The organism is Salipiger sp. ABN3_019 (genome assembly GCF_056158605.1).
The window spans coordinates 1,147,310-1,159,582 of the sequence record NZ_JBSWTP010000010.1; the positions used below are offsets into that span (position 1 = coordinate 1,147,310).

The window sequence follows — 12,273 nt, forward strand, 5'->3', positions numbered from 1 at the left end:
TTAATTTACCGTCATAGTCGGAAAAGCCTCTCGGAAAGCCCGGGCCTGCCGTTTCAGCGCGCCGTTGGCGTGCAACCGCAACGCTCGTGATCTCGGTCGCGTAGCCTTGCCGGCGAAGGATGTTGGCGGAAATCCGCGTCGTCATTCAAATGTCACTCAGTGGTATCAGAGCCGTCACAGAGCGCGCCTACCCCGGCACGGAACAAGAACGGGGGACACCACATGTTCAAGACAACCGGACTCGCGATCGGCTCCATGCTGCTGGCCTCAACCGCTTTCGCCGCCACCGACATCACGTGGTGGCACGGCATGGGCGGCCGCAACGGCGAAGTGATCAATGAAATTTCGCAGCAGTTCAACGCGGCGCAGGACGCATGTAACCTGACGCCGATCTCACGCGGCACCTATGAAGAGGCGCTGTCGTCGGGCATCGCGGCGTTCCGTTCGGGGGAGCAGCCGAACATCCTGCAGGTGTTCGACGCGGGCGCCGCGACCATCATTGCCGCGAAGGGCGCGACGATCCCCGCCGAAGACCTGATCAAGGGCGCGGGCGAAGAGTTCAACCGCGACGACTTCATCGCCGGTGTGCGGAACTTCTACGCCGACAGCGACGGCAAGTTCATTGGCATGCCGTTCAACTCGTCGGCGCCGATCATGTATTACAACATCGAAGCCTTCGAGAAGGCGGGCGTCGAGCCGCCGAAGACTTGGGAAGAGTTCGAAACGGTCGCTCCGAAGCTCAAAAAGGCCGGCTACCTGCCGATGACCGCCTCGCAGCTGACTTGGATGATGGTCGAGAACTTCAAATCGCGGAACAACCAGCAGTTCGCCACCAACAACAATGGCTATGACGCCACCGAGGGCACCGAAATTCTCGTCAACGACGAGAACCAGGTGATGATGTTCGAAAAGCTCAAGGCATGGGCCGACGAAGGCCTCTACGGCTTCTACGGCGCTGGCTGGGCCGACAACCTCAAGCCCTTCGAAGAGGGCGAGGCCGCCATGTGGATCGGCTCGTCGGGCAGCTTCGGCGGCCTGCAGAAATCGGCGGATTTCGATTTTGACGCCGTCTACATGCCCTATTGGGACAGCATCGAAGGTGCCGGTACGCAAAGCTTCATCGGTGGCGCCGCGCTTTTCGCAATGGCCGGTAAACCCGACGCCGAGAACGCCTGTACCGCGAAGTTCTTCTCGTTCCTGACCTCGCCTGAGACTCAGGTCTACTGGCACAAGAACACCGGCTATGTGCCGATCACCGAGGCCGCCTACGAGATGGCCAAGGGCGAAGGCTACTACGACGAGCAGCCGGTGGCCGAGGTTGGCATCCAGCAGCTGATGCTGGACGGCGGCGAATGGTCCAAGGGCTACCGTCTGGGCTTCTACCCGCAGATCCGCTCGGTGATGGAGCGCGAGTTCAACAGCATCTTCTCGGGTGAGACCGACGTGCAGGCCGCGTTCGACACCATCCAGGAAGAAGGCGACGCGCTGCTGGCGCGCTTTGCCAAGACCGCCAACTAAGACCGGCCCTGCCGCGTTCAGGGGCCCCGGGCGGATGTCCGGGGCCCCGCTGCCGTTGCCGCGCCACGCAGGCGCACAGACCGATCAGGACACAGCCCGTGACCGACACTCCCATGACCTTGCCAAGGGCCGAGCGCAGCGCGCTGGATCGCCTGCGCGCGTGGTGGGGCGGCGAGACCGCCAACCCCGTCAAACGCGTGCAGTTCGACCGCCCGCTCACCCCGTGGCTCTTTCTGCTGCCGCAACTCGCGGTGGTGGTGATCTTCTTCTATTGGCCCTCCGTGCAGGCGGTGACCTCGTCGTTTTACCTCGAAGACCCCTTCGGTTTCGGCGCCACCTTTGTAGGGATGGAGAACTACACCGACGCGCTGAGCAGTTCGGGCTACCTCTCGACCGCCGCCTTCACCGCCTTTTTCTGCGTGGTGGTGACCGGGCTGGCGCTGGGGCTGGGGCTGCTGCTGGCGGTCAAGGCCGACAAGGTGATCCGCGGCGCCGAGACCTACAAAACGCTGCTGATCTCGGTCTACGCCATCGCGCCGCCGGTCGCCGGGCTGATCGGCATGATGTTCTTCGACATGCACATGGGGCCAATGAAGGATCTGGCCGCCTTTTTCGGCTATGATCTGAAGGTCGGCATCAATTATTGGGACACCGCCACTGCGCTCATCGTGATCGCCGTGTGGAAGCAGATCCCCTACAACTTCATCTTCTTCCTGTCGGGGTTGCAGTCGGTGCCGGTCTCGGTGCGCGAAGCCGCGCTGATCGACGCGCAGTCCGGCTGGCGCCGGTTCAAGGACATCACCCTGCCGCTGCTGGCACCCACCGCCTTCTTCCTGCTGGTGATCAACATCACCTACGCGATGTTCGACACTTTCCCGATCATCGATGTCATCGTGAAGGACAAGCCCGCCAACAACCCGATGACGCTGGTCTACAAGGTCTATCTCGACGGCTTCAAAGGCAATGACATCGGTGGCAGCTCGGCGCAGTCGGTGATCCTGATGATCGTCGTGGCGCTGCTGACCGTGCTGCAGTTCCGCTTCCTCGAACGCCGCGTGCATTACGGGTGACGCCATGCAGAAAATCAAACCACTCGACCACCTGATCCTGATCCTCGGCGCGCTGTTTCTCTGCACCCCGGTGGTGATGGCGCTGATGTCCTCGACCCATGCGGCGATCGACATCCATTCAAATGGCCTCTACCTCACCCCCGGCAGCCATGGCGCCGAAACCTATGGCAAGGTGCTGACACATAAGGGCGGCTTCACCGGCGACGTCACCGGCCTTTTGATGCTGGGCAACTCGATGATCATGGGCCTCGGCTTTGCCATCGGGAAGATCGTACTGTCGATGATGGCCGCCTACGCGCTGGTCTACTTCCGCTTCCGCTTCGCCACGCTGATGTTCTGGGCGATCTTCGCCACGCTGCTGCTGCCGCTCGAGGTGCGCATCGTGCCCTCCTATCAGGTGATGTCGGAACTGCATCTGCTCAACACCTACACCGGGCTGATCGTGCCGCTGCTGGCCTCGGCCACCGGCACGTTCTTCTTCCGGCAGTTCTTCCGCTCGGTGCCGGACGAGCTGCTAGAAGCGGCGCGGATCGACGGCGCGGGACCGGTGAAATTCTTCATCGACGTGCTGGTGCCGCTGAGCAAAACCATGATGGCGGCGATCTTCATCATCATGTTCATCTACGGCTGGAACCAGTACCTCTGGCCGCTGCTGATGACCACGGACGAGAGCTTTTACACGCTCATGCGCGGCATCAAGTCGATCCTGCAGGTCTGGGTCGGCAGTCAGATCCCCGATTACAACGAAGCCTTTGCCCTAGCGGTGCTGGCCATGGTCCCCCCGGTTGCCGTGGTGGTGATCTTCCAGCGCATGTTCATCAAGGGCCTGACGGAAAGTGACAAATAATGGCTGAGCTTACTCTCAAGTCGGTCGGCAAGACCTACTCCGGCGGCGTCGATGCCGTCTCGGATGTGGACATCGACATCAAGGATGGCGAGTTCATCGTGCTCGTCGGCCCATCGGGCTGTGGCAAGTCCACGCTTCTGCGCATGGTGGCGGGGCTGGAGACGGTCACGCGCGGCGACGTGCATATCGGCGGGCGGAGGGTGAATGACCTCGATCCGGCGGAGCGCGACATCGCCATGGTGTTCCAGAACTACGCGCTCTACCCGCATATGTCGGTCCGCGACAACATGGCCTACGGGCTGAAGAACCGCGGCGAAAGCAAAGCGGTGATCGAGGAACGCGTGGCCGAAGCCTCGCGCATGCTGGAGCTTGGGCCGTATCTTGACCGCAAGCCGCGCGCTCTGTCGGGCGGTCAGCGCCAGCGGGTCGCCATGGGCCGGGCCATCGTGCGCCAGCCCGCCGCCTTCCTCTTCGACGAGCCGCTGTCGAACCTCGACGCCAAGCTGCGGGTGTCCATGCGGATGGAGATCCGCAAGCTGCAGCAGCGGCTCGGGACCACCTCGCTCTACGTCACCCACGATCAGCTCGAGGCGATGACGCTCGCCGACCGGCTGGTGGTGCTGAACGGCGGGCGGGTCGAGCAGATCGGCGCGCCGCTCGAGGTCTACCGCAAGCCCGCGTCCACCTTCGTCGCCTCCTTCATCGGGGCACCGGCCATGAGCCTTCTGGACGCGCGGATCGAGGGCGGACGTCTGCTGCTCGAAGGTCATGCGCTGGCCGAGGTGGGCAATGCGCCGGGGCCGGTGACGCTGGGCATCCGGGCCGAGGATCTGCGCATCGTCGAGACCGGCGGCCTGCAGATGCGGGTGGAATACGTCGAGGAACTGGGCGCGCAGCGCATCATCCACGGCATGGTGGGCGGGCAGGTTCTGGCGGTGGCCGACACGCATGATACGCCGCTGGCGAGTGAGGTGCACGTGGCGTTCGATCCACAGAGGCTGCATCTTTTCGACACGCAGAGCGGGCGCCGCATAGACAAGCGCCTGCAGACCGTCTCCGAGCCCGCGCAATGATCCGCAGGACCTTGTTTCGCTGATCGAAAGACAAGGACGAGAAGTCCCTTTTCCCCGCCGGCTTCAGACGACGGCGTTGATCTCGGCCCTTCCGAGGGCCGAGGCGCGGGTCATGATGGCGATCAGGTTCTGGATTCGGCGGTCTGGCGGTCAGGCTCACGTGATATGATCCGTTCGCCGAAAAGCTTCAGTTGGTTCAATTGGGCTTCGACGCAAGTTTGCGCGTGGTAGCCGGCCCAATTTTCCCAGACCAGTCGGCCCAAACATCGTGTCGCCTTCAGTATCTCGTTGCGCGAGATCGCCGCGAGGCCTTCCGGCTTCCAAGCTCGGCCATTGCAGCGGATTGGGATGATCGGCTCGCCTCCTAACGAGGCCTCAATCATACGCCTGATCGGCGCGGTTCTCTTCGAGCAGAATGACGAGTGGCAGACAGCTAGCCGCTGAATGATGGTCGCGGCCTTTCGCCCAGATCAACGAGGAACTCCACGCAATTCTCAACATCATAACGACCGTCGCCTGATCATACCCTCAGGCCATCCGGGAGGCTTTGTTGCGCAAAGGGCGTGAAGCGCGGACCTCCCCTTTCCCCAGACGCACTTATCCGACGGGCTCGGTGACAGGTATGCCGAGCGCGGTGTAGCGGTTGAGCGTGGTGGCGCGGATCTGGATTTCGGCGACCTGGCGATCGAAATCGCGCGCCATGAGGCTCTGTCCCAGCAGCTTCACGCAATGCATCTTGGTCTGGACGCGGCTTCAGCGGTGGCATCCGCTCCATCGTCGCCAGAGCGCGCGGCCCAGGTATTTCGCCGCGCGCAGGGCCTCGTTTCGCGGCGAGCCTTTTTCCGCCATTGATCCGAGGACAATGGCGAGCGCTCCGGCGGTGATGGTCTTCCAAGGCTTCGCGTTCTTGCGGGGCGGGATGACGGCATGGGCGCCACGGTCGGCAACAGCGTCGTGGCATTTACGTGTGTCGTAGGCACCGTCGGCGGTGACGCTACCGATCCGCTCGTCCGCCGCGATCTGGCCGAGCAGATCGGGTAGCACCGGGGTATCACCGATGTGGCTCCCGGTGATCTCGACAGCGCGGACCTCCAGTGTTTCCGAACGGCGCGGGTAAGATCCAGAACTACGCCAACATCTATAACCGCGTGTTCAAGCCGATGCTGGTCGCCAACGGGATCGTCGACGACGCGGGCGACGCAAAGTTCGGACTTCATGCGCTGCGTCACGCTGCGGCGTCGTTGTTCATCGAGCAGGGCTGGAACCCGAAGAAGATACAGACACTCCTCGGCCACGCCTCGATCAACATGACGATGGACGTCTATGGCCATCTCTTTGAGAACGCCGAGGAGGACGTGTCGATGTTCGAGAAACTCGAGACCGACCTGATGGCGGCTTAGCACAGCGTCGGGATTTCCATTTCATTATGCGCGCCTTCCCTGAACGCTCTCAAGGGAAGGCCGCAAGCTCGCCATGGTGTCGCTGAAATTAGTCACCGCCACTAGGGTCAGGATGCATTGATTTCGCGGGAACAGCATGATTCACGGCTTTGAAAACGGAGCGGTGACATGAGCGATCTCTTCTGGCTGACCGACGAGCAGATTGCACGCCTGGCCCTACAAGATGTTCATCGCCGCGGCGATCCCCGAGATCACCCACGGAGGCTGGCCCTTCTTCGCGCTCGGCTACGCGCTGAACCGGGCGCTCACCGCATGGCTCTACTGGCGGGCGCGGCATCTCGGCGCCGAGAGCACCTCGCTGGCCTCCGAGATGGGGCGGAACTTCTTCATCCTTGCTGCGGTCTTCGCGGTCTCGGCCGTCCTCCCGCGGCCGCTGGCCTACTGGGTGTTCGGCGCTGGGATCGTGATGATCCAGCTGATGTACCTGCTGCCGGGCATCGGCACGCTGCGCTTCGAGCGCTTCCTGCCGCGGCTTGGCCACCTGTCGGAACGCTTCGGTCTGCTGATGCTGATCCTGCTCGGCGAGGGCTTCTTCAAGCTCTGCGTCACGCTCGCGGACAAGGGCATCGACGAGGCCTATCCCGGCACGTTTTTCAACATCGCCATGGGTGGGCTGTCACTCTTTGCGCTGGCGTGGATCTACTTTGACAGCGCGGGCATGGCCAAGCTGAAGACACGCAAGGTGCCGCTGATGCTGTGCTACTGGTTTGCCCATATCGTCATCCTCTGGGCGGCGGTGACCATCGGCGTGGCGCTTGCAGGCGAGGTCTATGTCGGCTTTCTCGAGCCCTATCCGCCGGGCTACGGAGCGCTTGGCACGATCGGGCTTGCCGTGTTTCTGGCGGCGCTCTGGGTGCTGCAACTGCTGGTCGAGGGCCGCGACGAGACCCGGCGCTACCATACCGGCGGCCTGCGGCTCTTCGGGGTGGCCATGGCGATCTTCATGTTCTTCATCCACTCCTACGTGCCCGCGATCATCGGCAACCTCGGCTGGGGCATCGCGCTCTTTTCGCAGATCGGCGTGCCGCTCTACCGCGCAGTCCGTGACCTGCGCGCTACCCCGGCATCGTGAGCGCCGGCAAGGAAAGCCTCCGGCGGCGGGCCTACCTGCTGCTTGAACACCCCGGGACCGGGCCGAAGCTGGCGCGGGTGCTCGACGTCGCGCTCATCCTGCTGATCATCGCCAACGTGATTGCCGTGGCGCTGGAGACCGTGCCGCGCATCTACGCCACGCATCATGCCAGCTTCCGGGCCTTCGACACGATCTCGGTCGCGATCTTCTCGGTCGAGTACATGCTGCGGGTCTGGGCCAGCGCCGAGCGTGAGCCCAAGTTGCCGCCGTGGCGCGCCCGGCTGCACTACATGCGCAGCCCGATGGCGCTGATCGATCTCGGCGCGGTGCTGCCGTTCTTCATCGGGCTCCTTTTCACTTCGAACCTGCAGATGCTGCGCATCCTGCGGCTCTTCCGCATCTACAAGCTGACGCGCTATTCCCCGGCGCTTTCGGTGCTGATCTCGGTGATCCGCGAGGAAGCGGGTGCTTTGGTGGCGGCCTTCTCGATCCTGACGATCCTGCTCGTCTTCGCAGCGACCGGCGCCTATCTCGTCGAGCACGAGGCGCAGCCTTCGGAGTTCGGCTCGATCCCCGCCGCCATGTGGTGGGCGCTGGTGACGCTGACCACGGTGGGCTACGGCGACGTGACGCCGATCACGCCTCTGGGCAAGGTCTTCGGCGGGTTCATCACCGTGCTCGGCGTCGGCATGGCGGCACTGCCCGCCGGTATCATCGCCAGCGGTCTTGCCGATCACCTGCACCGCCGCCGCGACCATCTGCGCAACGAGTTTCGGCTGGCGCTGGAGGACGGCAAGATCGATCTCGAGGAGGGCCGCCAGATCGAGCGGCTGCGACGCGAGCTCGGCATCAGCCGCGACATCGCCCATGCCATCCTTTCCGAGGTCCGTCTGCGGCAGGTGCCGCGCGGGGAGTGCTGCTGCCCCGCCTGCGGCCATGTCTTCGACAGTCGCAAGGTGGCCAGCGGCAAGTCAGGAGAGACGGCGAAGCCGAGCCTTCAACGCGTCGACGACAAGCCGGAACGCCGGTGAACTGTGCCGCCGGTTCGGGTAGTAGAGGTGATAGCCCGGCAGCGGCGGCGTCCAGTCCACCAGCACCTGGCTCAGCGCCCCCCGTGCCAGATCGTCTTCGACTTGGTCTCGCGGGAGATAGGCCAGACCTTGCCCCAGAAGAGCGCTTTTCCGGATCAGTTCGACGGTGTTGAAACTGAGCGCGCCCTCGACCCGGACCCGCTTTGCCGCGCCGTTCTTTGCCAGCCGCCAGGCGTTGATCGTCTCGGATGACGGCAGTCGCAGATTGATCGCCCGGTGCTCGACGAGGTCCTCGGGGGTTTTCGGCACGGGATGCTGCGCGAGGTAGGCGGGAGCGCCGATGATCGCCATCGGGATGTCCGGGCTGATACGCACCGAGATCATGTCCTTCGCCACCTGCTCGCCGAGCCGCACGCCAGCATCGAACCTGTCGGCCACGACATCGACGAGCCCGTAATCGACGATGACCTCGACGTTCACGTCGGGATAGTCGGGGAGCACCTCGGCCAGTGCTGGAATGAGGATGGTCTTAGCCGCATGTTCGACCGAGGTGATGCGGATATTGCCTGTCGGCGTGTCCTGGAATTCGCTCAGCTCGGCGAGATCGCTGTCGATCTCGCGCAGCAGCGGACCAAGGCGGCGGACCAGCCTGTCGCCTGCGGGCGTGGGGGCAACGCTGCGCGTCGTGCGTGCCAGCAGGCGCAGCCCGAGGCGATCCTCGAGCCGCCGCACGATCTGGCTCAGCGCGGACTGAGATATGCCCAGCCGGGTTGCGGCCTTGGTGAAGCTGCCCTCTTCGGCCACGGTCACGAAGGCTGTCAGATCGGCGATATCCTCGCGCCGCATTTATCATCTCACTTATAGGTCCATGAAGAACTTACCGTCTAATCACTGAGCCGCTCAAGCGTCATATTGGCTCCATCACCCGCGGATCGGTTCGATCCCAACCCCAAGGAGACGACCATGACCAAGATCACCTTCGCCAACACCAACAACCCGAACGTCGAGATGTCGGCCGTCATCAACCTGCCGGACGGCTTCGAAGAGGGCGCTAAATACCCGACCATCGTCGTCTCGCACCCCGGCGGCGGCGTGAAGGAACAGACCGCCGGCACCTATGCCGCGGAACTCGCCAAGCAGGGCTTCGTGACCATCGCCTATGACGCCTCCTACCAGGGCGAGTCCGGCGGCAGCCTGCGCCAGCTCGAGAACCCCTATATCCGCACCGAGGATGTCAGCGCGGTCATCGATCACCTGACCACGCTGAATTACGTCGACACCGACCGGATCGGTGCCATGGGGATCTGCGCGGGTGCCGGTTACACCGCCAACGCCGCGATCAACGATCACCGGATCAAGGCCGTCGGCACGGTCAGCGCGGTCAACATCGGCGCGATGTTCCGCAACGGCTGGGACAATGACGTGGCCGATGCCGACGCGCTGCCCTTCCTCGAAGCTGGCGCCGCCGCCCGCAGTGCCGATGCACAGGCGCTCGCCACCGGCGGTGATCTGGCGCAGATCCCGATGGCGCCGCTGAAGGAAGAAGATGCCCCCAACGAGGAGCTTCGCCAGGCCTGGGAGTATTACCACACCCAGCGCGCGCAATGCGCCACCTCTCCGGGCTACGGGCTGGCCCGCAGTCTGACCCAGCTGATCAGCTACGACGCCTACAACTTCGCCGAGGCCTTCCTGACCCAGCCCCTGCAGATCGTGGCGGGCAGCGTGGCGGGCAGCAAGTGGATGAGCGACGACCTCTACGCCCGGGCCGCAAGCGGCGACAAGACGTTCCACGTCGTCGACGGCGCCAACCACATGGACCTCTACGACGGCGCGACATTCGTCGACGAGGCGGTCAGCGTGCTGGCGCCCTTCTTCCAGGAAAAGCTCGGCGCCTGATCCGGCGCGGACGACGCGTGCCCCGCCTGGATCGCGGGCGGGGCAGCCTCTGCCAATTTGACACCCAAGGAGGTCAAACCATGGAAAGCGTGACATTTCAGAACCCCGACATGGCCTGGCACATCGCGGCGGACATTCACCTGCCGCCCGCCTTCGAGGCTGGCAAGCGCTACCCGACGATCGTCAGCATCCACCCCTTCGGAAGCTGCAAGGAGCAGACCTCGGGCAGCGTCTACGGCAAGGCGCTCGCCGCGCAGGGCTACGTCGTCATCGCCTTCGACGCGAGCTATCAGGGCGCATCCGGCGGCAGTCCCCGCTGGACCGAAAGCCCCAGCCAGCGGGTCGAGGACGTCAGCCATGTGATCGACCACGCGGTGACGCTCCCTTACGTCGATGCGGACCGGATCGGGGTCATCGGCGTCTGTGGCGGTGGCGGCTACGCGCTGAATGCCGCGTTGACCGAGAAGCGGATCAAGGCGGTGGTCGGGATCACGCCGGTGAACCTCGGTCGCCTCTTCCGAGAGGGTTTCAGCGGCTTCGATCCGGTCGGCGCGCTGACCGCCATGGCCGCGCAGCGCAGCGCCGAGGCGCGCGGCGCAGAGCTGCAGGTGAATGAACTGCTGCCTGCAAGCCTTGATGCGGCACGCGAGGCGGGGATGACTGAGCGCGACGTCTTCGAGGCGACGGACTATTACAAGACGCCGCGCGGTCAGGCCCCCGGAGGGGCGACGCGTATGGTCTTCAGCCATGCCCAGAAGACCCTGTCATGGGATGCGTTTGCCTTCGCCGAGACGCTGATGACCCAGCCGATGTTGGTGGTCATCGGCCAGAAGGTCGGCGCCTTTGGGGCCTATCGGGACGGCATGGAAATCTACGGCCGCGCAATGGCATCGGAGGACCGGCAACTGGCCGAACTGCAGGATTGGTCCCACTACGACCTCTACGACCGGGAAGAGCCGGTCGGCTTGGCGCTGGAGAAGATCATTCCGTTCTTCAAGAAGCATCTCGGCGAAGAAGACGACGCCGCTGCCGAAGCTGCCTGACGACAAGACGGCTCGGTCCTGCGCTGCGGGATCGAGCCGTTGAATGCTGAAAGCCTCAGCTAAGGTCTTTGGGTCCGCCGCTGATCTGGACCGGGGGCTGTATGGGTCCGCTTTGGGCTCGGTGCAGTCATGCGGCGATGCAGAACAAACCTCGACTTTGGTCCGCTGCGAATGTCGGCTTCCACCTTTGTATGGCGATCGGATTGTCGCCGCAGCGAAGCTCCGGAACCCGCCCTTCGAGTTGGAGCTTGGTCGGAAGCTGCGCGGGGCTCGAATGTCCTAGCAGAGCTGACCCCAGGCGCAAAGCTCGCCTCGCACGTCTATCCGGTTTTACTTGATCAGGGCCCTCGCCGCTCCGCAGACCTTCGGCCGCGTTTCTGCTTGCTGGTGGACAGCCCGCGGAGACGGTGCGCCTTGAGATATGTCGCGTCGCTCATCACAGTCCTCTCTTCGCCGTGCTCAGCGGCCATTCGTCTAGGTCATGTTGACAAATGGCGGATCCAGAGGCGGATCGACGTGATGTCAATGAAGCCGAGGAAGCTTTCCGCCGTTTTGTCGTAGCGTGTCGCGACACGCCTGGCGTTCTTGAGCTTGCTGAAGCAGCGTTCGACCAGATTACGCAAGCGATACAGCGAGCGATCAACACCAATCCGCTTCTTGCGGGACTTGCGCATCGGTATCACGGGCAGGACGTTGCGCGCCTCCATGCCCTCCCTGATCTTGTCTGCATCGTAGCCGCGATCCGCGAGCAGCACGCTCGGGCGGGGCAGATTATCCGCCATCACCTGATCGAAGCCGAGATAGTCCGGTCTGGCCAGGCGTGATCTCTGCCCTCATGGGAAGCCCGTGTGCGTTGACGAGAAGGTGGATCTTGGTCGTAAAGCCACCTCGAGAACGGCCGAAACCCTGTCGTGGAGTCCCCCTTCAGCGCCGGCTGCCTGATGGTGGGCTGCCGATCATCAGCAGGGCGCTTGGCACGGCTCCGCTCTGGTTCAGGGCATCCATGATGTCCTCCCAGAGGCCCGCCAGTGTCCAGCGCCGGAACTGTCGGTAAACGCTTGACCATTTGCCGAACTCGCCAGGTAGGTCCCGCCAAGGCGCCCCGGTTCGGGTAATCCAGAAAATCCCATCAAGGACGAGGCGGTGGTTGGTGGCTTTGCGTCCGTTCGGGGCGCGGACGGCGAGGATGAAGCGCTCAAAGAACGCCCATTCCTCGTCCGACATAAGGTCTCGTGCCAAGCTGGCCTCCATCGCAGATGCCAG

10 protein-coding genes and 4 pseudogenes are annotated in these 12,273 nt (G+C 63.7%); 10 read left to right on the plus strand and 4 right to left on the minus strand.

What is annotated here, in order from left to right; genetic code table 11:
• Positions 1–222: 222 nt before the first annotated feature.
• From ACXAD2_RS27410 to ACXAD2_RS27425, 4 genes are all read left to right on the plus strand, one after another.
• The gene (locus tag ACXAD2_RS27410; protein ID WP_475177784.1) at positions 223–1,518 is read left to right on the plus strand and encodes an extracellular solute-binding protein; all 1,296 of its coding nucleotides are present in this window, start codon (positions 223–225) and stop codon (positions 1,516–1,518) included.
• A gap of 98 nt (positions 1,519–1,616) precedes the next feature.
• Positions 1,617–2,588: an ABC transporter permease subunit gene (locus ACXAD2_RS27415; protein WP_164184007.1), complete on the plus strand. Its 972-nt coding sequence runs from the start codon at positions 1,617–1,619 to the stop codon at positions 2,586–2,588.
• Between the two features lie 4 nt (positions 2,589–2,592).
• Positions 2,593–3,435, plus strand: coding sequence for a sn-glycerol-3-phosphate ABC transporter permease UgpE (ugpE, locus tag ACXAD2_RS27420; RefSeq protein ID WP_164184005.1), 843 nt, complete (start codon positions 2,593–2,595; stop codon positions 3,433–3,435).
• The gene (locus ACXAD2_RS27425; RefSeq protein ID WP_475177791.1) at positions 3,435–4,508 is read left to right on the plus strand and encodes a sn-glycerol-3-phosphate import ATP-binding protein UgpC; all 1,074 of its coding nucleotides are present in this window, start codon (positions 3,435–3,437) and stop codon (positions 4,506–4,508) included. The genes ugpE and ACXAD2_RS27425 overlap by 1 nt, the downstream gene beginning before the upstream one ends.
• Before the next feature lie 63 nt (positions 4,509–4,571).
• On the opposite strand, the pseudogene ACXAD2_RS27430 reads toward ACXAD2_RS27425, so the two are convergent.
• Positions 4,572–4,873 (minus strand): annotated as a pseudogene (locus ACXAD2_RS27430) (IS5/IS1182 family transposase); the annotation flags it as partial.
• On the opposite strand from ACXAD2_RS27430, the pseudogene ACXAD2_RS27435 reads away from it, so the two are divergent.
• Positions 4,863–5,028: pseudogene (locus tag ACXAD2_RS27435) on the plus strand (IS256 family transposase); the annotation flags it as partial. The pseudogenes ACXAD2_RS27430 and ACXAD2_RS27435 sit on opposite strands and share 11 nt — an antisense overlap.
• Before the next feature lie 77 nt (positions 5,029–5,105).
• Here the strand turns inward: ACXAD2_RS27435 and ACXAD2_RS27440 are convergent.
• Positions 5,106–5,609, minus strand: a pseudogene (locus ACXAD2_RS27440) (IS5 family transposase); the annotation flags it as partial.
• A 47-nt stretch (positions 5,610–5,656) separates the two neighbouring features.
• On the opposite strand from ACXAD2_RS27440, the gene ACXAD2_RS27445 reads away from it, so the two are divergent.
• The 3 genes from ACXAD2_RS27445 to ACXAD2_RS27455 all read left to right on the plus strand — a co-directional run bounded on the left by ACXAD2_RS27445 (position 5,657) and on the right by ACXAD2_RS27455 (position 8,071).
• Positions 5,657–5,908, plus strand: coding sequence for a tyrosine-type recombinase/integrase (locus tag ACXAD2_RS27445; protein WP_475178427.1), 252 nt, complete (start codon positions 5,657–5,659; stop codon positions 5,906–5,908).
• A 202-nt stretch (positions 5,909–6,110) separates the two neighbouring features.
• Complete coding sequence (locus ACXAD2_RS27450) at positions 6,111–7,040, plus strand: low temperature requirement protein A (RefSeq protein WP_475177794.1); 930 nt, start codon at positions 6,111–6,113, stop codon at positions 7,038–7,040.
• Positions 7,037–8,071: an ion transporter gene (locus tag ACXAD2_RS27455; RefSeq protein WP_475168336.1), complete on the plus strand. Its 1,035-nt coding sequence runs from the start codon at positions 7,037–7,039 to the stop codon at positions 8,069–8,071. The genes ACXAD2_RS27450 and ACXAD2_RS27455 overlap by 4 nt, the downstream gene beginning before the upstream one ends.
• Here the strand turns inward: ACXAD2_RS27455 and ACXAD2_RS27460 are convergent.
• Positions 8,012–8,917 (minus strand): LysR family transcriptional regulator, encoded by a 906-nt coding sequence (locus tag ACXAD2_RS27460; protein WP_475168333.1) that lies wholly within the window; start codon positions 8,915–8,917, stop codon positions 8,012–8,014. The two genes, ACXAD2_RS27455 and ACXAD2_RS27460, sit on opposite strands and share 60 nt — an antisense overlap.
• 117 nt (positions 8,918–9,034) lie before the next feature.
• On the opposite strand from ACXAD2_RS27460, the gene ACXAD2_RS27465 reads away from it, so the two are divergent.
• Together ACXAD2_RS27465 and ACXAD2_RS27470 are read left to right on the plus strand one after the other, a co-directional pair.
• The gene (locus tag ACXAD2_RS27465) at positions 9,035–9,967 is read left to right on the plus strand and encodes an alpha/beta hydrolase (RefSeq protein WP_475177797.1); all 933 of its coding nucleotides are present in this window, start codon (positions 9,035–9,037) and stop codon (positions 9,965–9,967) included.
• Between the two features lie 80 nt (positions 9,968–10,047).
• A complete protein-coding gene (locus ACXAD2_RS27470; protein WP_475177801.1) occupies positions 10,048–11,010 on the plus strand; it encodes an alpha/beta hydrolase in 963 nt (320 codons plus the stop codon).
• A 479-nt stretch (positions 11,011–11,489) separates the two neighbouring features.
• Here ACXAD2_RS27470 and ACXAD2_RS27475 read toward each other — a convergent pair.
• Positions 11,490–12,261, minus strand: a pseudogene (locus tag ACXAD2_RS27475) (IS5 family transposase).
• Positions 12,262–12,273: the final 12 nt, after the last annotated feature.